Annotated in this window: 31 protein-coding genes and 1 pseudogene; 16 read left to right on the forward strand and 16 right to left on the reverse strand. The window is 61.5% G+C overall.

What is annotated here, in order from left to right; all coding sequences use genetic code 11:
- Window positions 1–130 precede the first annotated feature (130 nt).
- Both CUJ84_RS03730 and CUJ84_RS03735 read right to left on the reverse strand, forming a co-directional pair.
- Window positions 131–1,144, reverse strand: a complete 1,014-nt coding sequence (locus CUJ84_RS03730) for a helix-turn-helix domain-containing protein (protein WP_105005228.1) — start codon at window positions 1,142–1,144, stop codon at window positions 131–133.
- A gap of 9 nt (window positions 1,145–1,153) precedes the next feature.
- Window positions 1,154–1,342, reverse strand: a complete 189-nt coding sequence (locus tag CUJ84_RS03735) for a hypothetical protein (protein ID WP_105005229.1) — start codon at window positions 1,340–1,342, stop codon at window positions 1,154–1,156.
- A gap of 183 nt (window positions 1,343–1,525) precedes the next feature.
- On the opposite strand from CUJ84_RS03735, the gene CUJ84_RS03740 reads away from it, so the two are divergent.
- The gene (locus tag CUJ84_RS03740; protein ID WP_018069182.1) at window positions 1,526–1,765 is read left to right on the forward strand and encodes a DUF982 domain-containing protein; all 240 of its coding nucleotides are present in this window, start codon (window positions 1,526–1,528) and stop codon (window positions 1,763–1,765) included.
- A gap of 26 nt (window positions 1,766–1,791) precedes the next feature.
- Here CUJ84_RS03740 and CUJ84_RS03745 read toward each other — a convergent pair whose 3' ends face one another.
- The 4 genes from CUJ84_RS03745 to CUJ84_RS03765 all read right to left on the reverse strand — a co-directional run bounded on the left by CUJ84_RS03745 (window position 1,792) and on the right by CUJ84_RS03765 (window position 4,035).
- A complete protein-coding gene (locus CUJ84_RS03745; RefSeq protein ID WP_105005230.1) occupies window positions 1,792–2,016 on the reverse strand; it encodes a hypothetical protein in 225 nt (74 codons plus the stop codon).
- Complete coding sequence (locus CUJ84_RS03750) at window positions 2,013–2,246, reverse strand: hypothetical protein (protein ID WP_105005231.1); 234 nt, start codon at window positions 2,244–2,246, stop codon at window positions 2,013–2,015. Before CUJ84_RS03750 ends, CUJ84_RS03745 begins: the two co-directional genes overlap by 4 nt.
- Window positions 2,247–2,257: 11 nt before the next feature.
- Entirely contained in the window at window positions 2,258–2,521 is a 264-nt protein-coding gene (locus tag CUJ84_RS03755; RefSeq protein ID WP_105005232.1) for a hypothetical protein, read from the reverse strand.
- 866 nt (window positions 2,522–3,387) lie between these two features.
- Window positions 3,388–4,035, reverse strand: a complete 648-nt coding sequence (locus CUJ84_RS03765) for a S24 family peptidase (RefSeq protein WP_017993243.1) — start codon at window positions 4,033–4,035, stop codon at window positions 3,388–3,390.
- 142 nt (window positions 4,036–4,177) lie between these two features.
- Here CUJ84_RS03765 and CUJ84_RS03770 point away from each other — a divergent pair, with 142 nt between their 5' ends.
- The 8 genes from CUJ84_RS03770 (at window position 4,178) to CUJ84_RS03805 (ending at window position 6,935) form a co-directional block, all read left to right on the forward strand.
- On the forward strand, window positions 4,178–4,369 hold the full coding sequence (locus CUJ84_RS03770) for a hypothetical protein (protein WP_017993244.1): 192 nt from the start codon (window positions 4,178–4,180) through the stop codon (window positions 4,367–4,369).
- Entirely contained in the window at window positions 4,366–4,584 is a 219-nt protein-coding gene (locus tag CUJ84_RS03775) for a hypothetical protein (protein ID WP_105005233.1), read from the forward strand. Before CUJ84_RS03770 ends, CUJ84_RS03775 begins: the two co-directional genes overlap by 4 nt.
- A 222-nt stretch (window positions 4,585–4,806) precedes the next feature.
- Window positions 4,807–5,085, forward strand: a complete 279-nt coding sequence (locus CUJ84_RS03780) for an RNA polymerase subunit sigma-70 (protein ID WP_105005234.1) — start codon at window positions 4,807–4,809, stop codon at window positions 5,083–5,085.
- 32 nt (window positions 5,086–5,117) lie between these two features.
- Window positions 5,118–5,477, forward strand: coding sequence for a hypothetical protein (locus CUJ84_RS03785; RefSeq protein ID WP_105005235.1), 360 nt, complete (start codon window positions 5,118–5,120; stop codon window positions 5,475–5,477).
- Window positions 5,443–5,838, forward strand: coding sequence for a hypothetical protein (locus CUJ84_RS03790; protein WP_105005236.1), 396 nt, complete (start codon window positions 5,443–5,445; stop codon window positions 5,836–5,838). Before CUJ84_RS03785 ends, CUJ84_RS03790 begins: the two co-directional genes overlap by 35 nt.
- Complete coding sequence (locus tag CUJ84_RS03795; RefSeq protein WP_018069192.1) at window positions 5,835–6,134, forward strand: GcrA family cell cycle regulator; 300 nt, start codon at window positions 5,835–5,837, stop codon at window positions 6,132–6,134. The genes CUJ84_RS03790 and CUJ84_RS03795 overlap by 4 nt, the downstream gene beginning before the upstream one ends.
- On the forward strand, window positions 6,131–6,328 hold the full coding sequence (locus tag CUJ84_RS03800) for a response regulator transcription factor (RefSeq protein ID WP_105005237.1): 198 nt from the start codon (window positions 6,131–6,133) through the stop codon (window positions 6,326–6,328). Before CUJ84_RS03795 ends, CUJ84_RS03800 begins: the two co-directional genes overlap by 4 nt.
- Window positions 6,329–6,341: 13 nt before the next feature.
- Window positions 6,342–6,935, forward strand: coding sequence for a hypothetical protein (locus tag CUJ84_RS03805; RefSeq protein ID WP_105005238.1), 594 nt, complete (start codon window positions 6,342–6,344; stop codon window positions 6,933–6,935).
- 683 nt (window positions 6,936–7,618) lie between these two features.
- Here CUJ84_RS03805 and CUJ84_RS03810 read toward each other — a convergent pair.
- Together CUJ84_RS03810 and CUJ84_RS03815 are read right to left on the reverse strand one after the other, a co-directional pair.
- Complete coding sequence (locus CUJ84_RS03810) at window positions 7,619–8,398, reverse strand: alpha/beta fold hydrolase (RefSeq protein ID WP_105005239.1); 780 nt, start codon at window positions 8,396–8,398, stop codon at window positions 7,619–7,621.
- Window positions 8,399–8,459: 61 nt separating this feature from the next.
- The gene (locus CUJ84_RS03815; protein ID WP_105005240.1) at window positions 8,460–9,230 is read right to left on the reverse strand and encodes an SDR family NAD(P)-dependent oxidoreductase; all 771 of its coding nucleotides are present in this window, start codon (window positions 9,228–9,230) and stop codon (window positions 8,460–8,462) included.
- A 132-nt stretch (window positions 9,231–9,362) separates the two neighbouring features.
- Between CUJ84_RS03815 and CUJ84_RS03820 the strand changes: the two genes are divergently transcribed.
- Both CUJ84_RS03820 and CUJ84_RS03825 read left to right on the forward strand, forming a co-directional pair.
- Window positions 9,363–10,253, forward strand: a complete 891-nt coding sequence (locus tag CUJ84_RS03820; protein ID WP_105005241.1) for an AraC family transcriptional regulator — start codon at window positions 9,363–9,365, stop codon at window positions 10,251–10,253.
- Between the two features lie 268 nt (window positions 10,254–10,521).
- Window positions 10,522–12,096: a carboxylesterase/lipase family protein gene (locus CUJ84_RS03825; protein WP_105005242.1), complete on the forward strand. Its 1,575-nt coding sequence runs from the start codon at window positions 10,522–10,524 to the stop codon at window positions 12,094–12,096.
- An 86-nt stretch (window positions 12,097–12,182) separates the two neighbouring features.
- On the opposite strand, the gene CUJ84_RS37845 is transcribed toward CUJ84_RS03825, so the two are convergent.
- Window positions 12,183–12,329 carry a hypothetical protein gene (locus CUJ84_RS37845; RefSeq protein WP_199788832.1) on the reverse strand — a complete coding sequence of 49 codons (147 nt, stop codon included), beginning with the start codon at window positions 12,327–12,329 and terminating at the stop codon, window positions 12,183–12,185.
- Between the two features lie 84 nt (window positions 12,330–12,413).
- Entirely contained in the window at window positions 12,414–12,917 is a 504-nt protein-coding gene (locus CUJ84_RS03830) for an AAA family ATPase (protein ID WP_105005243.1), read from the reverse strand.
- 345 nt (window positions 12,918–13,262) lie between these two features.
- On the opposite strand from CUJ84_RS03830, the gene CUJ84_RS03835 reads away from it, so the two are divergent.
- Window positions 13,263–14,027, forward strand: a complete 765-nt coding sequence (locus CUJ84_RS03835; protein ID WP_105005244.1) for a methyltransferase domain-containing protein — start codon at window positions 13,263–13,265, stop codon at window positions 14,025–14,027.
- A 145-nt stretch (window positions 14,028–14,172) separates the two neighbouring features.
- Here CUJ84_RS03835 and CUJ84_RS03840 read toward each other — a convergent pair whose 3' ends face one another.
- Window positions 14,173–14,409, reverse strand: coding sequence for a hypothetical protein (locus tag CUJ84_RS03840; RefSeq protein WP_027685648.1), 237 nt, complete (start codon window positions 14,407–14,409; stop codon window positions 14,173–14,175).
- Window positions 14,410–14,759: 350 nt separating this feature from the next.
- On the opposite strand from CUJ84_RS03840, the gene CUJ84_RS03845 reads away from it, so the two are divergent.
- Entirely contained in the window at window positions 14,760–15,422 is a 663-nt protein-coding gene (locus CUJ84_RS03845; protein WP_105005245.1) for a hypothetical protein, read from the forward strand.
- Window positions 15,423–15,444: 22 nt separating this feature from the next.
- On the opposite strand, the pseudogene CUJ84_RS03850 reads toward CUJ84_RS03845, so the two are convergent.
- Window positions 15,445–15,663, reverse strand: a pseudogene (locus tag CUJ84_RS03850) (AAA family ATPase); the annotation flags it as partial.
- A gap of 366 nt (window positions 15,664–16,029) precedes the next feature.
- On the opposite strand from CUJ84_RS03850, the gene CUJ84_RS03855 reads away from it, so the two are divergent.
- The gene (locus tag CUJ84_RS03855) at window positions 16,030–16,356 is read left to right on the forward strand and encodes an NIPSNAP family protein (RefSeq protein WP_027685646.1); all 327 of its coding nucleotides are present in this window, start codon (window positions 16,030–16,032) and stop codon (window positions 16,354–16,356) included.
- A gap of 104 nt (window positions 16,357–16,460) precedes the next feature.
- Here the strand turns inward: CUJ84_RS03855 and CUJ84_RS03860 are convergent, their stop codons facing one another.
- Window positions 16,461–17,156, reverse strand: a complete 696-nt coding sequence (locus tag CUJ84_RS03860) for a class I SAM-dependent methyltransferase (RefSeq protein ID WP_105005246.1) — start codon at window positions 17,154–17,156, stop codon at window positions 16,461–16,463.
- A 41-nt stretch (window positions 17,157–17,197) separates the two neighbouring features.
- On the reverse strand, window positions 17,198–17,512 hold the full coding sequence (locus CUJ84_RS03865; RefSeq protein WP_105005247.1) for a hypothetical protein: 315 nt from the start codon (window positions 17,510–17,512) through the stop codon (window positions 17,198–17,200).
- A gap of 626 nt (window positions 17,513–18,138) precedes the next feature.
- Here CUJ84_RS03865 and CUJ84_RS03870 point away from each other — a divergent pair.
- Window positions 18,139–18,942, forward strand: coding sequence for a glycosyltransferase family 25 protein (locus tag CUJ84_RS03870; protein WP_105005248.1), 804 nt, complete (start codon window positions 18,139–18,141; stop codon window positions 18,940–18,942).
- Here CUJ84_RS03870 and CUJ84_RS03875 read toward each other — a convergent pair.
- Both CUJ84_RS03875 and CUJ84_RS03880 read right to left on the reverse strand, forming a co-directional pair.
- On the reverse strand, window positions 18,908–20,338 hold the full coding sequence (locus CUJ84_RS03875; protein ID WP_105005249.1) for a HAMP domain-containing sensor histidine kinase: 1,431 nt from the start codon (window positions 20,336–20,338) through the stop codon (window positions 18,908–18,910). The genes CUJ84_RS03870 and CUJ84_RS03875 overlap by 35 nt on opposite strands.
- 45 nt (window positions 20,339–20,383) lie before the next feature.
- Complete coding sequence (locus tag CUJ84_RS03880; protein ID WP_105005250.1) at window positions 20,384–21,061, reverse strand: winged helix-turn-helix domain-containing protein; 678 nt, start codon at window positions 21,059–21,061, stop codon at window positions 20,384–20,386.
- A gap of 341 nt (window positions 21,062–21,402) precedes the next feature.
- Between CUJ84_RS03880 and CUJ84_RS03885 the strand changes: the two genes are divergently transcribed.
- On the forward strand, window positions 21,403–21,912 hold the full coding sequence (locus CUJ84_RS03885; RefSeq protein ID WP_105005251.1) for a DUF2867 domain-containing protein: 510 nt from the start codon (window positions 21,403–21,405) through the stop codon (window positions 21,910–21,912).
- Window positions 21,913–22,108 lie beyond the last annotated feature (196 nt).

Consider the following 22,108-nt stretch of genomic DNA (forward strand, 5'->3'; position numbering starts at 1 on the left):
CGACGACACCCAAGTCCAACACGGAATTCTGGACGAGCAAGTTCGAGAAGACCGTATCAGCTGATCGCCACATCATGGCCGAGATCGAAAGGTTGGGTTGGCGGGGATGCCGCAGGGCCGGCGGTCGAGGCTATGTGCTCGGAGCCCCGGCGCTCAACAGCGCCCGCACCAGTGCCGCCTGGCTGCGTACGCCGGTTTTGTCGAAAATGCGCTGTAGCTGGGTGCGCAACGTGTTGACACTGACCCCGAGCAGATCGGCGGCGGCGGCGAGATCGTGGCCATCGACGATCAGGCGAGCAAGCCGGGTCTGCGCCGGCGAGAGGCCGAAGACCTCCCGCGCGCTCGCGATCCGGCGCACCAGCGTCTCGGCGTCGTCGAAGGAGACCAGCGTCTTGCCGTCCTCGAGCAGAACCCAGCAGTGGAGCGGAATCCCCGTTGCGTCTTCGCCGAGCGCCACCGCCCAGGCCTGCTTCGGCGCGATGTTCAGCGGTCTCTGGCTCTGCAGCTCGCGGAACGCCATGCGCACCGCCTCGCGCAGCGCAGGGTCGCGTTCGCGCTGCCGGGCACGTAGGCGGCCGGCGGCGGCGGCGAGCCCGGGATGGTCATGCATCCGCTCCCGCGCCAGCCGGTTCGTCCAGAGGATTTTCGCGTCTGCGTCGACCTCGATCAGCGGGCAGTTCGCCTCCTCGACGCTGCTCTCCATCATCACCATGCAGCCGATCTTCCAGGCGCCGTCGATCCGGTGGAGGATCCGCAGCTGGCGCTTGCGATCCTCGCCGGTGTCGCTGCCGATCTGATCGAAGGTCATCCAGGCCATGTTGCCGTCGACGACGATGTTGACCTTTTCCCAGCGGACGCGCTCCGAAAAGGCGTGTTTCTCCGGGAATCGCTCGACGATCTTCTTGATCCGCGCGGCGATCGGGTCCCAGCCTTCGTCCACCCGGACGCCCAGCGAGGCGAAATATTCCATCCGCCGGGTCTGCGGCGACTGCATCCAGTGGCTCGCCAGCGCATCGCGCTGCAGCCAGGCCTCGGTTTCGGCGCGGATCACTGCCATAATAGCCGCCCGGTCAGCCTCGCTGTCGTCCATCGCGCGGTCCCCTACAACGGATCGCAGCATAGCATGATCGGTCTGTCGGAGCATGACGGCACCTCATGCGTTGATGACGCCGGCCAGAAGCAGCGTCACGCCGGCGGTTGTTGCGATCAGCCCGAGCAGCCGGAGGCTCAGGCGCGGCAGGGTGATCTGATTTCGGTAGTATCGGTCCTCGGCCGCGGCGCCCATCTGCGTCGGGCGGCGGCGGTTTGGCATATGCGCGGCGACCAGACTCTGAAGGTCCATTGTTTTGCCTCCTGGTTCGGGCTTCATCTGCTGCATTCTCGCACGCATCCGAGCCCTGCTCTGTCATGCAGGCGGAGGACATCGGGCTCGGCGCCCGGCTGGCGAACAAAGAATCATCTCAACCGGAACGAGTCCGGCGGTGATTCGTTGAGTCGCGTATTTCCAGCGTGAGGGGGATGCATCATGAGCAGGCGACGAAGGTTCAAGCCGGTGAAGATCACTATCAATGGCAAGGTGAGGACGGTCTATAATGTCGTTCAGGCCGGCAACACATTGCTGAATGACTGGCCCGAGCAGACGCCGGCGGCCAAGGCCGCCGAACGGCTTGTGCTCGACGTGTTCAACGATGCCGCCGGGCCGGAGCAGGTGCGCCGCGCATTCATTACCGCGGCGAAGGCGAGCGACATCAAGTTCAGCTCCTGAGCGGCGGTGTTGGCAAAAGCCATGGCTCACTTCCATGACACATGCTCCTGGTTTCGCAGATCCCGGGTTTTGAACTGCGTCTCCATCCAGGCGGCCGAGATGATCGCCGCGAGGAAGCCGAAGGTGAGGCAGGCGATTGCCTGGATCCGCCACGAGACGAAGGTGACCGGCGACGGGGTGACGGGCTTTTCCGCGCATTCGCCGGGTGGGCAGGCGCAGCCGGAAAAGGCTCTGATGAGGCAATCGCTCATGCTGCACCGCCTTTCACCGTGTCGATGGCGGCGAGGATCTTCTGGTGAAGCGGGCAGCCGTGATCGGCGCTGCCATCGAAAAAGCGTTCGGCCTCTACCAGCGCCGTCAGCAGATCGGGCGCCCCGGCGATGACACGGGCCTTGGCGCGGGTCTTTTCGGTTGCTCCGGCCCGTCGGTCGGCAGGAAGGCTGTCGGTCGATGGCTCTGGTGTGGGACTGGCGGCAGACATCTCCGTTCCCCTCAGGCGTAAAGCTGATCGGTATCGGTGATGCCCATGATCTCGCGGGCATAGCGGTAATGCTCCTCGACGCTTGCGGCAGCGCCGCGCAGCCAGGACGGGCCGCGGATCGAATGTTCGGGGCGGTGCAGGAACGCAAAGCCGAGGGCGCCCATGCGCTGGGCTTCGTTCGCCATATAGGCGCGGCAGTCGCCCATCGTGCGCGCCGCATTCCAGCGGGCATCCCGCCTGCTCTCCTCGGTCTCGATATTGCGGATGTGCTGCATCGCCTGTCCTCTCACGCCTCTGATCGGCTTGTGAGAGAAAGGTATATATCATACCCGATTACGTCAACCGTAAAAGGTATAAAAAATACCCCATAGATTGACGAGGTACGAATCATAGGTCTATGTCTGAAGCCAGTGATTGGGCGACCGGGTGCAACTCCCGAGCTGACGAAGCCCAGCGGCGCGGGAAGCGAAAGTCCTTAAGTGCGCTGTCAGAAAATCAGGACGAGGGCGAAGCGAATGGCCCCTCTGGCACGTGTCCCATCCCGGCTCCGGCCTTCAGGACTTGGCCAATGCTCTCCCGGCTTCATGGGCTTTGCTCATGGGGTAGGGGGAAGCTTTGGCCGGAACCCTCCCTCACCAGCCTTCAGGAACCTTCTCCTCCTAAGCTGAAGAGAGAGGAGTGAGAACTGAAGTTGGAGTATGAAGCTACGAGAAAAAGGAGGCGGTCGCACAAAATCGAAATCACCGACGAGGTGATCGAAGCAGGTCTGGGATCACCGAATTTTTAAGGGTCCATGGGAGGAGAAGCTGCCGAAGGACATGTTCCCCGCGGCCATCCGTTCCATCCTCGTGGCGGTGACGAGTGGTGCGCGAACGGCATCCGGCGCTTCCGCAATTTTTGGTTTCAGAGGATGAATCCTCCCGATACCCCTCGTGATCCCGGCTGGGGATCGGCGAGCTTCGGAGCGAAATCCTACAGGCCGTACATCTCTCGCGCGGCGCTATGCGCCAGGAGCAATACCGCTGCCGTGACGATATAGAACCAGGTTCGGCCGGTGCGTGAGGAAGGGAGTGTCATCTTGTTTTCCCTATCGAAATATCATCGATTCGCGGCGTTGTTTCCGAGCCTTGCGCTCTCATCCCTACATCTCGATGATCGATCGGCGGACGCGGCCGACGATGGTGACGGCGCCCTGGAATTCCGGTGGCGGCACGTCCTCGTAGGAGGCCGGCTGGAAGGGCGGGTCGTCGTTCGGGCGATAGCGCTTGTAGGTCGCAGCCCCCGTCTCGTCGGCAACGACATAAAGCGCGTTCGGCGCCAGGCGCTTGTCGCGCAGATTGACGAAGATGATCGAGCCCGGCGGCGAGATCTTGTTCATCGAATTGCCCTCGACCTCGAGCGCGATCCATTCGCCATCGGGCAGATCGAGTGCGGCGACCGTCGGGAATTCCGAGAAGTCTGTGATCGGCGCCTGCTCGCTCAGCTGCCCGGCGCTGACCCAGGAGATCTTCGGCACATCGGCGACGGAGACCGGTAGCTCATCCGGATCGAGCGCGTTGCCGGTGCCGAACTGCAGCCAGTTGAGATTGACCTTGAAAGCGCGGGCATACTTCTTCGCGTCAGCTATGCCGAAGCCGTTGCGGCCGGATTCATGCGCCTTGTAGACATTCGCATTCCAGCCGAACCGATCGACGATCGCCTTCGGCCCGGCAAAGCCCGCATTCTTTCGGGCCATGACGAGGCGCTTTGCGCGTTCTTCGCGTTCAAATTGTTCCTGATCTTTCAACATGATATAAAAAATACCCTAAATTAAGGTACATGTCATGCCCTAATGTGCTTGACATATAGGGTATTAATTGTACCCTAATCGCCATGACAAACACCGACATCATCAACAACGGTTCAGTCTTTCTGACTGGGGAGACCATGGCATGAGGTTCACCATTTCCTCGGAAGAGCGGCTCGCCATGGACGTCATGCCGACCGGCGTCGTCATTCACCGGCCGCAAGGGCCAAGGGGAGGGCGGATGTCTGCGATATCAGTTCGCAATGAGGATATCCCCTTCCTCGCCAAGGCCCTGCAGCAGGTGCTGAACGCCAACCGCGAAGTGGAGTCGCTATGACCATCTCCACCGCAACACCCGCCGGCGAGTTCCAGCGCCGCGGCGGCCGCTACACCGGCTGCCTGATGTGCAGCAAGGCGCTGTCGATTGCCGAGGTGATCGAGCGCCACTGCGAGAATTGCGACCAGCCGACGCGCCCGGAAGAAATCAGCGAGACGATGATCCCGCCCGGCGCTCTGCCGATCACCAACCCCGATAGCCCAGCCCCTCCCTGACGGCTATCGGTGGCTGGCGTCGCCGCCCTCCCTCGGCGACGCCAGCTCCCGGGCGCGCAGATGTCGCGCCCGAGACCCAGGCGGCGGCCTGGCAGACGACCGGAGCCTTTGCCCCCAGAGCCGGCGCTCCGGTCGTCATCCGTGAAAAATCAAGGACGTTGGCAGCACCCGCTTCGGCGGCAACGGCGGACCGCGTTCGAAATCGGAAAGAAGGATCAAGCGATGAGCTTCCAGCTCAAGGCCGCCCGGGCGCAGCAAGGCACTGATGTGAACGCGCTCGAGCTCTTCCGCTCCGGCCGGGACTATATCGAAATCGCGGCCCTCCTCGGCACGTCGGTGCCGTCGGTGGAAATCGAGATCCACACACTTCGAAGCGCCGAGAAGGGCGACACCGCCCATGAGGACCATGCCGGCGCAGAGATCCGCCGGTTTCCCCGCCGCACCGCGAGGCCCGGCGCCCCCGTCAATTTTGCCGGCGGGCGACGGAGGCTGCGGGTTTGAAGAGGCCATCTCAACCGGGAAAGGAACATCGCATGGGCAAGGACACAACGAGCCAGGAGATCATGGAAATCCTCCGCCCGGTGCTGGGGGAGGAGCTCGCGGCAGCGATTATCGAGCACCGCAAGCGCACGCTGAAGAAGCCGCTGACGGCTTATGCCGCCAGGATGCAGGCCAGGGAATATCTGCTGACCGGCGACCCGGTCGGCGCCGCCGAGATGCAGATCTTCCGCGGCTGGCAGGCGATCAAATGCGACTGGTACCTCAAAGAGAAGGCGAGGGAGGCCGGGTCGATCAACACGAGAAGGACGACAGTCGATGCCGCAAGAGATTTCCTCTCCGGTGAAGATCATAGCTGGGATGCTTTCGGGTTTCCCGGCATCCGCAGGCACTGATCCCGACATGCAGATCCGCGCCTATCTCGTTGCGATCGAAGGCATCCCGCTGGAGGCGGTCTGGCAGGCCGCCAAACTCTTCATCTCCGGAAAGGTCAGGGATCATAACCGTGCCTTTGCCCCGAGCTCAGCCAGTTTTGCCGAGCAATGCCGCAATCAGCAGGCGGCAATCGAGGCGGAGAGGCGCCCGCGCATGGAGGCCGAGCCCGAGACGCCGCAGCCGAAGGTGGCGGCCTACAAGATGCAGCTGCTGCGCGACGCCGCCAATGGCAGCCGCAACGCCAAGCGGGAGCTGGCGAAAATGTTCCCCGACAACCCGATCATTGCAAGGGCCGCACGATACGAGGAGGCACTGAGATGACCATCACCTTTTGGACGGAAGACAAGATCGTCAAGGCGGAAAAGCTCTGGAAGGAAGGGCTGTCGGCGAGAGAAATCGCCAACCTGTTCGGCTCGAAGAAGAACACCGTCATCAACATGGCGCACCGCAACCGCGACAGGTTCCCCTCCAGGCAGGACACCTGGCACCCGCAGCCGAAGGCGGGCCCGCCGGTCCAGCCGATCCGCCACCCCGACCGCGTCACGCGTGTGACCATGTCAGGCGCGCATGTGACGATGCCGCGCGTGCCGTGCATCGATGGGCCTGCAGAGCCATGAGCACCGTCACCCCACGCGAAACCGAAGTGATCCGCTGGATGGCGGCGGGCAAGACGGCCGCCGAGATCGGCACCATTCTCGGCATCTCCCACATCACGGTGAATACGCACATCGCCAACGCCAAGATGAAGCTCGGCGTCTTCAAGGAAACGGCGCTGCTCGCCGCGGCACTCAGAAACGGCATCATTCGATAGAAGGACGATCAGCATGGGCGGCAAAGCCACCAAGGTGAAGACAGGGCGGGCAAACAAGGGCGCCGGCCGGCCGCGCAAGGAAAATGTCGAGCGTTTTCCCTGCGGCAAGATCAAGCCCTTCGAAACCGAGAAGGACAATATCAGCGTGGCAATCGCCGCCCGCCGCCGCATCCACGGCTTCGGCCGGACGGTTGCCGACGAGACGGTCAAAAGCCCCTTTGCCGGCTACACCCTCGGCCGCATGTTCCTCGACGGCCTGATCACCGCCGAGCAGCGCCAGGCCGGCGACGACTATGCCGAGGCGATCGCCCGCTACCACAAGACCACAGGCATCCCGGCCCCGAGCCCGAGAGCGCAATCGCTCTTTACCGTCAAAGGCCATGAAGGCGAAGTGACAGAAACCTTCGCCGACCGCGCCCGCAAAGCCAGCAACCGCATGATGGCGCTACAGGGCATCCTGCTGCGCTGCCCGGATGGACCGCAGGTCAGGAGCACGGTCTATAACGTCACGGTGATGGATTACGACCATCTGCGCCAGATGCCGCCGCAGCAATTGCTGTGGCTGCGGAGGGGATTGACGGCGTTGCGGGGGGCGAGGAGCGGTTGATGGGGTGGGGCAAGGCTCAGTCTGGCATCCAGGGCTGCGATCTATCTCCAACCTCATCCTGAGGTGCCCCGAAGGACGAGGTTGGCCGCCCCGCCTCTCGCGCCGGTTGGCCGCGAAGCCAGTCCGAAAGATAGGTGGATTTTCACAGTTGTTGGCGGTGTATTTGCCGCAGAGCTCACCCCACCCTCCGTCTTCCTCGGGCTTGACCCGAGGATCCATGCCGGCCTCAATCAGCAAGGCCATGGATCCCAGGCTCAAGGCCTGGGATGACGGAGGGTGGGGCGTATGTTTTCGCCAGAATCCGTGCCAATCGAGCCGAACACCTACGCCGGATCTATGCAGATCGCGTACTCATGGGTGGATGCTTCGGCAGGATAAGTCCGGTATTAGGTAGCAAATGCCACCAGCGGCCGCTTCCGGCCCGGAGCCGTCATAAAGTCTTTGGTGGTGGTCTTACCACGGCATCGATGAACGGTGCGTTCTGGGCTAGGTATTCCTCGATGCCGCTCTCGTTTGTCGACTCCAACTCTAGCTTCAGGCTTTGATATCCGCGCCGCAATTCGTCATCCTTCGCGGCCATCCGGGCCTGCGTTTTTCCGAGTGCCTCGGTGATCTCCCCGTTGGCCTTGCCGGCAGCGCTTAGGCTCGGAATATCGGCTCGCGCGGCGTAAGGGGGGCCAATGTCATGATTGCCCGGCAGCTTCCAGAATGAGCGTGGTGATCTCATTCGGATGTGAAATGAGCGACAGATGGCTGGATTTGAGTTCGATGGCTTTAGCGCCCATGCGTCTGGCCATGAAACGCTGCAGGTCTGGATTTATCGTTCCATCTTGTGTCGAAACGGCGTAGTAGCTTGGCTTGGAACGCCAAGCAGCGTTTGAGGTTTTGCCGGTGAGCAACGTCTTTTGGAATGGTTGTTGAACGGCATAGAGAACCCTCGCCCTGGCCTCGGGAAGGTCGCCCCCGAAATCGCGCAGGAACGCTTCCTCCGTCAGCCGTCCTTCGTCGCCGTCGAAGACAATGCCCGCGGTTGCGGGTGGTGTCGGGTAGGTTTTTGCCAAAGCTGCATAGTCCTCACCTGCATCCGGTGCTCGGGCAGCGACATAAACCAGTGAAGAGACGTTCGGATGTACGCCTGCTTCGGTGAGGATCATCCCCGAAAAGGAGTGGCCGACAAAGACAGTCGGACCGTCCTGCCGGTCGAGGACGCGCCGGGCGGCCGCCACGGCATCGGGCAGCGTAGTGAGCGGGTTCTGGACCGCCGTGCAGTTTAGGCCCTTCGCTTGCAGCAGGGCGATAACCTCGGTCCAGCATGATCCGTCGGCGAAAAGTCCATGCACGAGAACGACATTGCGCGCCTTTGGAGGCGTATGGGTGGCGGCCAGGCCGGCATGTGTCGCAACAAGTGACGTGGCAGCACCGACGAGCAAAGTTTTCGAAAATGTGCGTCTGTTCATCATCATGATCGAATCTCCATCGTTTGCGAAGCGGTAGGATTATTTGAACTCGGTCCGGACCGGCATCTCAGATTGACATGCCGCCGGAGACCTCGATGCGTTGGGCATTGACCCAGCGGTTGTCCTCAGAGAGCAGCGAGGCAATCATCGGACCGATATCGTCGGGCAGGCCGGCGCGGCCCAGCGCCGTCATTTCGGCGACACGCTGGTTCAGATCCGGATTGTCGCGGACCATACCGCCGCTAAAGTCGGTCTGGATGGCGCCGGGCGCGACGACGTTGACGGCGATGCGACGCGGTCCCAGCTCCTTTGCCATGTACCGGGTCAGCACCTCGACCGCTCCCTTCATCGCACCGTAAGCAGCGCTGCCAGGAACGATGATGCGAGTCAGGCCGCTCGACAGGTTGACGATCCGGCCGCCATCATTGATCAGCGGCAAGAGCTTCTGCGTCAAAAAGAAAACACCCTTGAAGTGCACATTGTAAAGCATGTCCAGTTCATCTTCCGTAGTCGCCTCGATGCTGTTGTGGTGCGAGGTTCCGGCATTGTTGACGAGGTAGTCGAAGCGCTCGGCGGCGCCCAGATCGGCAAGCGCCTGCTTTACGGCGTCGACGAAAGGGTCGAAACCGTGGGCGTCGCCGGTGTCGAGCTTGAGGGCAATGGCTTTGGCGCCGGCTTCAGCAACCAGGGCCACGACCTTTTCGGCTTCCGCCCTGCTGGAATTGTAGGTGAGGATCGAGTCGACACCACGTCTGGCGAGGTTGAGCACGGTGTTGCGGCCCAGCCCGCGGCTGCCGCCGGTGACGATTGCGATTTTGCGTTCGGAATTCTGTGTCATCGCCGTTCTCCTTTGTTGATGACGGTGAACATAAGAGGGCGAAGCACGGGCGAACATGCCGGAACCGGCTTCATTCTTGCCTGATCCTGCCTCCAGCGTTAATTTGGAATTCCAGATTTGCGGGGGATCCGATTGAGCACTCTTTCGATGTTGCATGATGCCGTCGTCGCCGCGTTTGCGGCTCATGGAAACGGGAGCCCCTATTTCACCGCGATCGACGGACTGGCCTTGCTCCGATCCTTCTCCGAGCGGCATCCGAACCACCTGATCCACCGGCCAGCGCTCTGCATCGTGGTGCAGGGCGCGAAATGGACGACGTTCGGCGAACGGAGGCTCCATTATCGCACCAGCCAGGCCATGGTGGTCAGCGTCGAGATGCCGGGTGCAAGCCAGGTGGTGCACGGCGCGCCGGATGCGCCCTATCTCAGCGCCGTCATCGAACTCGACCAGGCGATCCTGCGCGAAGTCTATGAAAGCATGGAGGCACCGCCCACTCCGGCCTCCGACGAGCATGCCGCCGCCTTCGTTATGGAGCTCAACGAGGCGATCCTCGGCTGCGCCGCGCGCGCCGTCAGCCTGCTTGGCGAGCCGCAGGCAATCCCGCTGCTCTATCCCGGCGTCAAGCGCGAACTCTGCTACCGCCTGCTGGCCGGGCCACATGGCGGTGTCTTCGCCCGCATGGTCGTCGGCGCGGAGCGAAACCGGCGTCTGGTCGAAGCGATCCACGCATTGCGGGGCAATTTCGACAAACAGGTGCGCGTCGATGATCTTGCCGCGCTCGCCGGCCTGAGCCCGACAGCGTTCCATCGTCAGTTCAAGGCAATGACCGCGATGACACCGGTGCAGTTTCAAAAGCAGATCCGCCTGATGGAGGCGCGCCGGCTGATGCTGTCGCGCGAAATGTCGGCGGAAACGGTCGCCTTTGAGGTGGGCTATGCCAGCCCCTCACAGTTCAGCCGGGAATATGCCCGGCTGTTCGGGGCTCCGCCACGCCGAGACATCGGAAAGCTTCTGTCGGCCTGACTGTTTCAGCGTGCACGCTGAAACTACGCATGACCGCTGTTGGCGGCGCAAAGCGGTCACCGCGCACGATCACCGGCTGGTGGCATTTGCTGCATAATTCCGGATAAGTCCTTGCCATGGATGAGTTTCTATTCCCTCCCAGGTTCAAGACGCTACCCCGACAACACCCGCCGGCAGACTTTGGTCGACGTCTGATGAACCCTTTTCGTTGCCGCTCCATGGGAGTATTTTGCTCTCAAACTGTCTCAACTTGGCGTTGGAGAGTGCAGTGTTTGTGGACGGCCGTCGCACGTTTCTGCTCTTTTTGGCCGTCGCATCGTGTCAGGTGACGTTCGCGCCACGATTGGGTGCGGCAGACGACACCGTTACAATCGACAGCGGAATGCTGAAGGGTGAGAGGTCGGGCACGGTCGTCAGCTTCAAAGGCATACCTTATGCGGCACCGCCGGTCGGTGATTTGAGATGGCGCAATCCCAGACCGATGAAGCCATGGAGCGGGACCAGGGATGCCCGCAATTTCGGTCCGTCCTGCATGCAGACCGACGACCTGCCGAAGTCAGAGGATTGTTTGACGCTCAATGTCTGGACACCCTCCAAGCGCTCTAAAACACCCCTTCCGGTGATGGTTTGGATTTACGGCGGCGCTCTTGTCCATGGAAACACCCCTCAGTATCCCGGTGGCCAGCTGGCCTCCCGCAGAGTCGTGTTCGTCAGCATGAACTACCGTGTAGGCCGATTGGGATACTTTGCCCATCCGGCGCTGATGAAGGAATCCCCTGACGAGCCGGTCGGCAATTATGGTTACATGGACCAGCTTGCAGCCTTGAAATGGGTCCAGCAAAATATCGAAGCCTTCGGCGGCGATCCGAAGAAAGTGACGATATTCGGAGAGTCGGCAGGTGGCGGCTCGGTGATGGCGCACATGATATCGCCGTTGTCACGGGGGCTTTTCCGCGGCGCCATTCTGCAGTCACCGGGTCTCCCCACCGCGCGTGCGCAGAGTACGCCTTTGTCACCTTTGAAAGAGGCGGAGAAAACCGCGTTGGACTATGCGGCTTCTCTGGGAATCAATGGGAGCGATGCCGACGCTCTCACCGCCCTTCGGGCGCTGCCTGCGGAAAACCTGACCGAAGGTGCATCGGCACATGACGTGCTGGAGGGAATGTCGACGGGCGAGCCGGTCCTCGGCATCTCAGGCGCGATTATCGACGGACGGTTTTTGCTCGAAACGCCGGAAGCGGCTTTTGCGGCAGGCCGGCAGGCGCCGGTCCCCGTCATCGTCGGGACAAATAATCGAGATCTCGGTCTCGGTGAGGCCGCGACGAAAGACGATCTCTTCGCGCTGTTCGGGAAGCATGCAGCCGAAGCCCGCACCCTCTATGATCCGACCGGCCAACAGACGCTCGATGAGCTGAAGCAGCAGGTTCTGGCCGACAAAACGCTTGTTGAACCATCTCGCCACCTCGCTGACGAGATGATCCGCGCTGGTCAGCCGACGTGGTGGTATCGTTTCTCCTATGTCGCCGAGGCTCTCCGCAACGATCCGGCATGGAAAGGCACTCTGCACGGCTTCGAAATTCCGTATACGCTCAACGTTCCAGACGCACTGGTGAAAGACAAGGTGACACCTGCCGACTGGGCCATGGCCACATTGGCGAGTGCTTACTGGGTCCAATTTGCAACGAGCGGTGACCCCAATGGCGGCTCACGGCCAAAATGGCCTCACCACGACCCCTTCGTCCACAGGGTCATCGACTTCACCAATCACGGCGTGACGTTCGGAACAGATCCGCTGAAGCTGAGGCTCGACCTCTGGCAAAGCTATTGGGAGGAAGAGGAGTGACGGGGTCGGCGCCTATCGCTTAGCCCCCGGCCATCCGCAGGACTGCAGCCCCGGCCGGAACAGGAAGGCCCTCGTCATCCACGTCCTCAAGCTTTCACCGCCGAGAAGAACAGAAACCGCGGCTTGGTCGTCAGGCTCTGATAGGCCTGACGCTCATGCGGGTGGGCGCTCGCATGGTCTTCCATCCAGACGACCTCAAGCATCCCCTCATCAAGCACACCACGGCTGGCCAATTCGGTCTCGCATGTTCTCACGAGCGAGTTGGTCCGGACCCGCCGACTACGCAGACTGAGAATACCCCCTGGCGCCGTGGCGTTTCATCTAAGGGCGGTGATGGCTGGATGGGTTTGCCGATCGTAAAGCGCCAACTCCTCGGCGGTTGGCGGCTCGAGCAGCTTCGACCACCTCAGCAGGTCCGCCCGCGAGATGTCGAACGTGCCGACTGGAAGCTCGGCGTTTCGTCGGGAGACCCGGTCCCAAAGCTCATCAAAGGGAACGTCGAGGAAGCAGAGGACGATGCGGGCACCAGCTGCGCGAGCTTCCTTGCGGCAGGTGTCGCGTTCTTCCCGTGACCACACTCCCCAATCCACGACAACGTTGCACTGAAGCCTGATGGCACGCAGGGCGATCTGCCATTGCAGGCTCTCGACTCTCCCTCGGCACGGACCAGTTTCGGCTTCTGGAGTGGAGATGCCGGGGTAAAGCTTGTGCATCCAGTCGTCTCCGGTCAGACGGAGGGCGGATGCTTCATGTTCGATGATCTTGGCGAGCGACGTCTTCCCCGAGCCGGGAAGACCGCAAGTGAGGTAGAGCGTGGGCATTGGAAAATCTCTGATTTTGGCTTGGTAAGGGGAAGTGGCCCCGCGGTGTCGTGCAGGACTGCGCTTCGCTCAAGGCCGCAAGGCGCGGCCAATCAGAGGTGTGTTGCCATAGTCTATCTTCTAGGACCGCTCTGCTCGGGGGTCAAGACGGAGCGCATGGGTGAGCTCACAGGTGAGGTCGTCTAACCCACTGGCTGCTTTGTGGTATCTCCAGTCGACCTCATTGACTCCCGCCCGAATTGACTCCCGCCCGAATTCTGGCACCGTTGTCGCGCCATTCAGCGGGGGCAGCGAATGTCATCATCTCACTACACGCATGGATCGAGCGAGGCAGAACAACAGCGGTTGACCGCACTGAACAGGCGGCTCAACGAGCGGTGTATCGATGCCGCGCAACTCGCCGCCGGTGAACGCGTCGTCGACTTCGGAGCCGGCCTTGGTCAGTACTCGCGGATGATGGCACGGGTCACCGGCGTCCCGGTGCTCGGGCTAGAGCGAAGTCCCAAACAGATCGCCGAGGCGTTGCGCCAAGCGGCGGCCGACGACGAGACCGCAATGATCGAGATGAGGCAGGGCGACGTCCTCGATCCGCCCCTTCGCGACGACGAGCTAGGTCAGTTCGACGTCGCTCACGCTCGCTTCGTCCTTGAGCACATACCCGACCCGCTGCAGGTCGTCCGCAACATGGCGCGCGCGGTGCGGCCGGGTGGCCGTGTGATCCTGTCCGATGACGACTACGACGGTCTGCGGCTATGGCCAGAACCCCCAGGGTTCTCGTCGCTCTGGAACGCTTATCAGCGCACCTATGACAGGCATTGCAACGACCCTATCGTCGGGCGTCGGCTCGTGCAATTGCTTCACCAGGCGGACCTACGTCCTCGCCGTAACACGCTTGTCTTCTTCGGCGGTTGCGCGGGTGATCCCGATTTCGAGGATGTGGTTCGTAACATTGCGAGCATCGTCGTCGAAGCGATCGACGACATCGTGGCGACCGGGCTTTCACGAGACGCGGTCACGGCAGGTCTCGACACCTTGATCGAGTGGAGCAAGGCGCCAGATTCGGCGGTGTGGTTCGGCATGTCATGGGCGGAAGGGATTCGGCCCCTCTGACGTCGGCAGCCCGCAGATCACGGCAGGGCTCCCGGCCCTTCGTTGGACGGCTCTTCAGCCTCCGCGCCTGGACGATCATCCGCAGGGCGACGCCAATGCGTGGTGTCAGGCCCCACTGAGGGTGATTACAGCCGTCTGGAAGGCTTCACGAGGCTGAGAATTTCACCATGACACCGCGCTGCCGAAAGTAGGCCTCCATCCGCTTCCTGCCAGAACGGTTATTCTGCACGAGCCTGGCCGGGTCGAATACGGCCTCTTTCAAACCCGCCCGCGTCAACGCTGCCTTGAGGGCCGCGATATGCACGTCGATGTCGGCGTTGTCCGCCTGGAGCGACTCATAAATGCGGTTTGTTGCATCTGCTACGGTCGGTTCGCTCACGATTACACTCCTGTTGTCGTCTGGCTGGCCTGACCGTATTGGGGTGAAACCTGTTCAGGTCAATGGGTAACAATGGATTGGCACATTTCCTCCGCTTTCGAAGATGAACCACCAGAAGCAGCCCTGCCGCCCGGTTTGCGGTCGAAACGTCACGGCCATCCGGAAGCTTCTCGACGACGGGTCATCCGGCAGAGGGGGCATACGGACTAAACCTTGAATCTACTCCGTCGAGATCTCATCTTCAGAAGAGCATTCCTAATCGCTTTCAAGCGAGGCACACTGCAACAGCCGGTACTGATTCCGTCCTGCGTGCGACCGATGCAAATCGCTTCTCGAACTCTACGAGGTAGGTGTTGACGCAGTTTTTCGAAACAACTCAGGGCATCATGCTAGTCGGAGCGATGATTGGGGCTGGCTGTTTCGCCGCCGGCACGATCATACCGAGCGCACTGCGGTGGACGAGTGCTGAACGCGCGCGGAACCCAAAAGCCAAAGCGCGCAGCGCGGCGATGCTGACAGCTCTGGCATTAGACGATTTTGTCGGCGCCGCATACGCTGCCGTTCACGATACGCCTGAGTTCAACCCAGTCAACGAAGGCGAATTCGTCTTCCACACCGCGGATCCGGTTCTTGTCCTTCCACGGGCTGAAGATTTGAGCCTCCTGGGCGACGAGCTCTTCCATGAGGCTTTATGGTTATCGAACCGGGTGACGAACCTTGGGAACGCGTTGGATAACCTTGATCTCTCCGGCCCAGACTTCGACAGCTTTTTCGAGCGGCGCCAGGAGGGTTATGCGGTGATCGCGGCGAAGGCGATGGACCTCATCGAGCGACTGCTTGCCGATTTTGATCTCAGTCTTCCGGAAAAACCTGACTACTACAGGCAGCGCGATGGATTTGCCGCGGTCGTACAAGCTGCTGGCGAACGCAGCAACGGCAGCAAGAAGACCGTAGCGAGGGTTCAGACCCCTGGTTCCAATGTCACTCATCTCTTTCCGAAGACAGGTGAAGAGTAAACGGTGTTCCCAGGCCACGTCTTCGAAGCCTGAGGGCACGCAGGGCGATCTGCCATTGCAGGCTCTCGACCCTCCCACGGCACGGACCGGTTTCGGCTTCTGGAGTCGAGATGCCGGGGTAAAGCTTGTGCATCCAGTCGTCTCCGGTCAGACGGAGGGCAGATGCTTCATGTTCGATGATCTTGGCAAGCGACGTCTTCCCCGAACCGGGAAGACCGCAAGTGAGGTAGAGCGTGGGCATTGGAAAATCTCTGATTTTGGCTTGGCAGGTGGAAGTGGCCCGCGGTGTCGTGCAGGACTGCGCTTCGCTCAAGGCCGCAAGGCGCCCTCCAACCTAGAAAAACCAACCAAATTCGGCGGCGAGAACGTCGTTTGATGAGTGGGAACCGCCGTCCGCGGGCGTCGATTTAATAATCCACGCCTAAACACAGGCGATCAGCTTGACAGAAAATTAGCGGTTCGCACATACCTGCAGGCCCTGTTCTAATAGGGATATTGACGGATCCACCGTGAAATTGACGTTGCTGCAAGTTTTGAGGACATTGTGGGCGCAGGGGAGCAAGTGCCAAACACATGTCGTTCTCAAGGGACATAAGGAAGCAAGACTGTGATTTACGAGCTCAGAATTTACGACTGCCTGCCCGGCCGATTGCCCGCGCTGCTCAACCGCTTTGCCGAACATACGCTGGCAATATGGGACAAGCACGGCATCAAGCAGGCGGGTTTCTTCACCACAATCGTGGGCGAAAGCAGCCAGCGTCTCACCTATCTCATCGCCTGGGAATCGCTAGCCGATCGCGAGGTGAAATGGAAAGCTTTCACCACTGATCCTGCATGGCTTAAGGCCCGCGACGAGTCAGAGCGCGACGGCCAAATCCTCTCCAATATCTCTAGCCAGCTGTTGTCACCGACCGCCTTTTCGGCAGTAAAGTAAGACACCACCGATCCCCGCTTGCCGCCAGTCGGAATTCCACCCGATCTGGCCACAAAGATCGGAACACCTCGCCCGATAGAGTCAGGAGACTCCAGCACCCGTCGTCATGTTTTCACCGCCGAGAAGAACAGGAACCGCGGCTTGGTCGTCAGGCTCTGATAGGCCTGCGGAAAAAGCGTGCGGGCTTGAGGGTCGGGCTGGGGCTCGCTGACGATGTCGATCTGAAATCCGGCTGACTTCAGCGCGTCGAACATGGCATGCAGCGGCCGATGCCAGAAGCGCATGGCGATATCCTTTCCGCCGCGCTGCCAGGTTTCATCGAAGCTGTAGGTCTCGAAATAATTGTCGCGGCCGGTCGAGGCGTGATCCATGAAGGGATGGTGGGTGGAAAGAACCAGGCGACCGCCTTCGGGCAGCAGCCGGTTGAATTCCAGAAGGGGCCTCGACCAGTCGGGCAGATAATGCATGACAAGCGAGGCAAGGATCAGATCGAAAGCCTTGTCCGTAAACGGCAATGCTTCGTTGAGATCAGCCGATAGCAGCCGCGCGCGCCCTTGCAGGCGACGTTGCGCGATATCAAGCATGCCGGCACTGGCGTCGATCCCGGTCACGACAGCCCCGCGCTCGATCAGCGCTGCCGCATGCGCCCCGCCGCCGCATCCGGCATCGAGCACGGAAAGCCCGGCGACATCGCCAACCAGGGCAAGAATGGCCGGCCGCTCGTAATAGGCATTCCAGGCATTGACCTCGTTATCGGCATCATAAGCCGCTGCGAACGCATCATAATCATTCTCGGCCAAGATTTTTCCCTTTCCGAAGACTGTTCGAGGATGCCTGTGCCTCAGAGGTGTGCTCGATCGACCTGCAAATAGGCCGAGATCGCTTCGGCCGTAAGCAGGGAAGCGCGATGAACGGCCTCGCTTGGAGGTCCGAGCGCCATAGAATCGGAAATGATGTCATCGAGATAGGCAGCAACCGTTTCGCATGTCGCGCCCTGCAGGATCATGGTGGCGGCCTGAAGGAGATAGGTGTCGTATTCATCGGCTGCGTCGTCTCGCCAGGCTGAATCATCGAGCTGACGAATTCCGATAGGGTCCCAATGATCCCACCCAATTTTGCGGAGGGCGTCGATGTCGATCTTGATGTGTTCACTCATGTCGCAACTTTTCTTGAAAAACGATGCCGACACAACTGGGCGGAACACGATCGATGATGATAGTTATCTGGCAGGGATTGGTGATGGCGACCTTGAAGCGCAATCGAGACGATCCGGCTGTCCATCAATTTAACGATCGCGTCGGCAGAGAAGTTCTCAGCCGTCGATCATGTCCGGATGCGTCGCTGTCCTTGCTCCAAAGCTCACTCCCCGCTCCGTCCTCCTCGGGCTTGACCCGAGGATCCACTCTCGCCTCCGTCAGCCGTGGGCATGGATTCCAGGCTCAGGGCCTGGAATGACGGAGGTTGGGGCTGTCTTAGCCGGATCCCCAGGACTCCGTTGCCAGGGGTCATCCGGCGCGGCACGCAGTGGGTCGCTGTCGTCATCGAAGGCTCGCTGGTTGTCGGTTTCGATCGCGGGAAGGGAGGCGTCCACTGCGTGCCGCAGGAGAGCTGGTAGCGCGGCATTCTCACGCGCACTTTGCCGGGATCATACCAATCCGTAAGAATGCAGCCCCGGCCGTTCGACCGCCGCACTTTACCAAAATGTATAGTTCCAGCGAGGTCCCCGTGAGGTTTGGAGCGCAGGCTTGGCGCCATCATTGCCAAGTCGAGGTCAGCTTTCTCATGAACATGCGCGCCGCACCTGCCGCCTTAATGCCAGCCCTTCATCCGGTCAGCCTGCGGGTGAACACCTACCTGATCAATCTCGACCGTGCGCCATTGCGCAGGTTTCGAATGGAGCGCCTGCTGGCAAGCTTCGGCCTTGCCTTCGAGCGCGTGGCGGCGGTCGATGGGGCAGGGCTGAGCCTGCCGCATCCGGGCTTCGACGAAGCATCCTATCTCCGCCAGCACGGCCGCCGGCCGAACCCTTTCGAGATCGGCTGTTATCTGAGCCACGTCGAATGCGCCAAGCGGTTCCTCGGCAGCCATGCCGAGTTCGCGCTCATTCTGGAAGACGATCTCGATTTCGACGACGATCTGGCCGAGCTGATCGATGCCGCCCTCGAGCACCGCGCGCGCTGGGACATCCTGCGGCTGTCCACAGTCAATTCCGGGCGAAAGCACAAGGTGGAGCCGCTGACCGCGTCACGCTCGCTCGCCATCGCGCTCACCCGTGAGAAGGGGTCCGGCGCCTATCTGATCAACCGCAAGGCGGCAGGCTGGATTGCCGATGTGCTTGTCCCCATGCGCCTGCCCTATGATCTCGCCTTCGATCTGGAGTTCGATGATGGGCTGAGCGCCTGCTTCGTCGATCCGCTGCCGGTCAGCCAAAGGGCCGATCCCTGCTCGCAGATCCAGGCAGGGCTTTCGACCTACCGGCTGGGCCGCCGCCGGCCGTGGAGCGTGCTGCCGTATCGCGCCGCTGCCGAGCTGCGCCGCTTTGCCGCCCGCTTCAGCCGGCTCGCGGCATGGCGGATGAGAAGTTAGGACCTGCCGCCGAGATCAGCGGGAAGCCGATCGAAACGATGAGGCCGGGATGATTGTCCGCCATGGTGATTTCAGCCGCGTGCAGGTCGGCGATCGCCTTGACGAGGCTGAGTCCGAGCCCGCTTCCCGGCGTCGCGCGGCTCTTGTCGAGCCGGTAGAGACGTCGGAAGACCTTGTCCCTTTCGCCGGCGGGAATGCCGGGGCCGCTATCGGCGACCGAGACGATGGCGCGGCCGCCCTGGCGGCGGAGCGAAACGGTGATGTCGGTTCCGGCCGGGCAGTGGTTGATCGCGTTCTCCACCAGGTTGGCGATCATCTGCGTCAAGAGATCACGGTCGCCCCGGATGAGTGCGGGACAGCGCTCCGTGATATCAAGCGCCATCAGCGCGTCTTCCGCGACATCGACATAGACCTCGGAAATCACGGCAAGCACGGCCTCGATATCGGTTGCCTGGAAGCGCTCCTTGCGGGCGCCGGCCTCGATCTGGGAAATGCGCAGCAGCGCCTCGAAGGTGGCGTTGATCCGGTCGCTCTCGTGTCTTGCTTCGTCAAGCAGCGCCGAAACATCCGCCTGCTGGTCGTTGCCGGCCACCGCGGCATCCAGCGTCAGGCGCAGCCTGTTCAGCGGCGTCTTCAGATCATGGGCGATATCGGCGCTCACCTGCCGCATGCTCTCGACCAATCTCTGCAGCCGCTCCAGCGCCGCGTTGATCTGGATCGCCACCGTATCGAGATCGTCGCCGTTTCCGGTGATGGCAATGCGGGCGTCGAGCGCGCCGTGGGAGACGTCGTTCATGGTGAGGGCGACCCGGTCGAGCCGCGCCTGGGCGCGAACGGCGAGAAAGACGCCGCCGCCGATCGCGGTCGCGACGACGATCGCGGCGGCCCATTCGAAGCTGACCAGCACGATCCGCAGCATCTCGTCGACATCGTTGAAGTTTTCCGCCACCACCAGGCTGTAGGGGCCGATGGTCGAGACCTGCATCCGGTAGCGTTCATGCCCCTTCAGCCCGACATCCCTGGAGGTGACGGTATAGACGCCGTTCGGGATGCGGGGTGCGGCGAAATTGCCGGCAAGCTTGCGCCCGCCGGCGTCCGTCAGCGAATAGAGCCCGTCGGAGGTCGACTGGAAGCTCGCATAATTGTTCAGCGTATTGACCAGATCCTCGGTGTCATTGGGCTCGTAGGTCGAGACAACAAGCGAATTCATCTCGCCCAGCGACTGGTCGAGATCACGCGCAAGGCCGAGGCGCAGCATGTGGTAGATGATCGCGCCGCTCAGGATGAAGGCGACGACGAAGAGCACGCCGAAGGTGACGGCAAGCCGGAACGGCGTGCTCCGGCGCAGGCTAGAGCATGATGCCGAAAAGTGTGCGCGGTTTTCGGACGACATCATGCTCTTACTCTTTAAATTGCGAACAGGATTTGAGATTTTCCTGTTCTAGCGAGGCGCATGCAGGCTGTATCCGGTGTTGCGGACCGTGTGCAGAAGCTGGATCTGGAACGGCTTGTCGACTTTGGTCCTGAGGCGGCTGATATGGGTCTCGACGACGCTGGTCTTCGGATCGAAGTGGAAATCCCAGACCCGCTCCAGCAGCATCGTCTTGGTGATGACCCGGCCTTCGCCGCGCATCAGCACCTCGAGCAGGGTGAACTCGCGCGGCTGCAGCTCGATCACCTGGCCGGCGCGGCGGGCCTCCCGCCGGATCAGATCGAGCTCGAGATCGGCAACCTTCAGCACCGTCCTCTGCTCCTGCACCGGCGGCCGCCGGCCAAGCGCATTGACGCGCGCCATCAGCTCGGAGAAGGCAAAGGGCTTGACGAGATAATCGTCGCCGCCTGCCTCCAGCCCTTCGACCCGATCGTCGACGCCGCCGACCGATGTCAGGAACAGCGCCGACGTGCCGACCTTGGCAGCCCTCAGTGAACGCACGATCGCCAGCCCATCGAGGCCCGGCAGCATGCGATCGACGACGATGACGTCATAGGCCTCGCGCTGCGCCTGAAACAGCCCGTCGCGGCCGTCGCCGAACACGTCGCAGACATGCCCGGCCTCGGAGAAGCCCTTGGCGATATAATCGGACGTCTTCGTATCGTCCTCGATAAGCAGGATTCGCATCAGCCCGATCGTTCCCGGATGCCTGCGGATAGATCTAGCCGACGGGACGGCGTGGCCACAACTTACGGATTGGTAAGGTGATGGGTGGGGGAGCGGCTTTCCGCCGCAACCCGGCGCCAGGAGTTTCCCGCCGTTCCTTGGAAAGAAGTGATACGTTAGAGCCTGACTAGAAATGGCGTGCGGTATTTCACGTTCGTATCGATCTCCTTGTAAGGCAGCGGATGTGAGCGACGAATATCCGGGCCACGGCGCTTTCGATGGTGGCTATCGAGGAGAGACATCTTGATTGACCCTGCTTGCACGATTGCTACGCCCCTCTCCAGCATCCGCGACCCAAACGCATGACCAAAGCGCGCGCCGTGCCCATGCCTGGCAACAGCGTGCTTGCGCCGCTTTACGCGGGCGCGGACCTTTTAGACGCCTTTGCAATTCGACTGCCGGCGGGGGCAAGCGATGATCTGGAGGTGCTGGCACGCGCCGGCTTCGAGCGACCGGCGGGGTGGATTCGTGCGCTCACTCGTATCCGCGATGTGGTGATGGCGACAGTCGGCGTCAAATCGTCGCGCGCCATCGGTCTTGCCGCAGCGGGGCGTGGGCCGGTTATCGGCTACTTCCCGCTGCTGTCAAAGAGCGCGACGGAGTTGGTCGTGGGCGAGGATGACTCGCATCTCGACTTCCGCGTCACGATCCAACTTCGCACCGATGCAGCAAATGGGCGCGAGCTGGTCGTGGGTACGGTGGTGCATTGCCATAATCGACTGGGGCGTATCTATCTTACGATGATAGCACCGTTTCATCGCGCGATTGCGCGGGCGAATTTAGAACAGGCAGCAAGAGCAATGAAGATTTAAGCATGCTTTGGCGGTCGCGACTGGCTGCAGTCGGCCATTAGCGGTCCGTGGCGCATCCCGCAAGATTGTTGCAAGATAAAGCAGCGTAGATTTGTGATGTCGCACAACGCGATACGGGTTTGGTGAGATGGGTAAACTTTGGCAGCGGATCACATATTACCGTCATCGCAGCGAGCTCCGGGCACTCGCTTTGGCG

Source organism: Rhizobium leguminosarum (assembly GCF_002953715.1).
Taxonomy (GTDB): domain Bacteria; phylum Pseudomonadota; class Alphaproteobacteria; order Rhizobiales; family Rhizobiaceae; genus Rhizobium; species Rhizobium leguminosarum_V.

Bases quoted from the DNA above. Each gene is read 5' to 3' on its own strand.
- CUJ84_RS03730 (WP_105005228.1), bottom strand. From the start codon at position 1,144: ATGCTCCGACAGACCGATCATGCTATGCTGCGATCCGTTGTAGGGGAC.
- CUJ84_RS03735 (WP_105005229.1), bottom strand. From the start codon at position 1,342: ATGGACCTTCAGAGTCTGGTCGCCGCGCATATGCCAAACCGCCGCCGC.
- CUJ84_RS03740 (WP_018069182.1), top strand. From the start codon at position 1,526: ATGAGCAGGCGACGAAGGTTCAAGCCGGTGAAGATCACTATCAATGGC.
- CUJ84_RS03745 (WP_105005230.1), bottom strand. From the start codon at position 2,016: ATGAGCGATTGCCTCATCAGAGCCTTTTCCGGCTGCGCCTGCCCACCC.
- CUJ84_RS03750 (WP_105005231.1), bottom strand. From the start codon at position 2,246: ATGTCTGCCGCCAGTCCCACACCAGAGCCATCGACCGACAGCCTTCCT.
- CUJ84_RS03755 (WP_105005232.1), bottom strand. From the start codon at position 2,521: ATGCAGCACATCCGCAATATCGAGACCGAGGAGAGCAGGCGGGATGCC.
- CUJ84_RS03765 (WP_017993243.1), bottom strand. From the start codon at position 4,035: ATGTTGAAAGATCAGGAACAATTTGAACGCGAAGAACGCGCAAAGCGC.
- CUJ84_RS03770 (WP_017993244.1), top strand. From the start codon at position 4,178: ATGAGGTTCACCATTTCCTCGGAAGAGCGGCTCGCCATGGACGTCATG.
- CUJ84_RS03775 (WP_105005233.1), top strand. From the start codon at position 4,366: ATGACCATCTCCACCGCAACACCCGCCGGCGAGTTCCAGCGCCGCGGC.
- CUJ84_RS03780 (WP_105005234.1), top strand. From the start codon at position 4,807: ATGAGCTTCCAGCTCAAGGCCGCCCGGGCGCAGCAAGGCACTGATGTG.
- CUJ84_RS03785 (WP_105005235.1), top strand. From the start codon at position 5,118: ATGGGCAAGGACACAACGAGCCAGGAGATCATGGAAATCCTCCGCCCG.
- CUJ84_RS03790 (WP_105005236.1), top strand. From the start codon at position 5,443: ATGCTTTCGGGTTTCCCGGCATCCGCAGGCACTGATCCCGACATGCAG.
- CUJ84_RS03795 (WP_018069192.1), top strand. From the start codon at position 5,835: ATGACCATCACCTTTTGGACGGAAGACAAGATCGTCAAGGCGGAAAAG.
- CUJ84_RS03800 (WP_105005237.1), top strand. From the start codon at position 6,131: ATGAGCACCGTCACCCCACGCGAAACCGAAGTGATCCGCTGGATGGCG.
- CUJ84_RS03805 (WP_105005238.1), top strand. From the start codon at position 6,342: ATGGGCGGCAAAGCCACCAAGGTGAAGACAGGGCGGGCAAACAAGGGC.
- CUJ84_RS03810 (WP_105005239.1), bottom strand. From the start codon at position 8,398: ATGATGATGAACAGACGCACATTTTCGAAAACTTTGCTCGTCGGTGCT.
- CUJ84_RS03815 (WP_105005240.1), bottom strand. From the start codon at position 9,230: ATGACACAGAATTCCGAACGCAAAATCGCAATCGTCACCGGCGGCAGC.
- CUJ84_RS03830 (WP_105005243.1), bottom strand. From the start codon at position 12,917: ATGCCCACGCTCTACCTCACTTGCGGTCTTCCCGGCTCGGGGAAGACG.
- CUJ84_RS03865 (WP_105005247.1), bottom strand. From the start codon at position 17,512: ATGAGTGAACACATCAAGATCGACATCGACGCCCTCCGCAAAATTGGG.
- CUJ84_RS03870 (WP_105005248.1), top strand. From the start codon at position 18,139: ATGAACATGCGCGCCGCACCTGCCGCCTTAATGCCAGCCCTTCATCCG.
- CUJ84_RS03875 (WP_105005249.1), bottom strand. From the start codon at position 20,338: ATGATGTCGTCCGAAAACCGCGCACACTTTTCGGCATCATGCTCTAGC.
- CUJ84_RS03880 (WP_105005250.1), bottom strand. From the start codon at position 21,061: ATGCGAATCCTGCTTATCGAGGACGATACGAAGACGTCCGATTATATC.
- CUJ84_RS03885 (WP_105005251.1), top strand. From the start codon at position 21,403: ATGACCAAAGCGCGCGCCGTGCCCATGCCTGGCAACAGCGTGCTTGCG.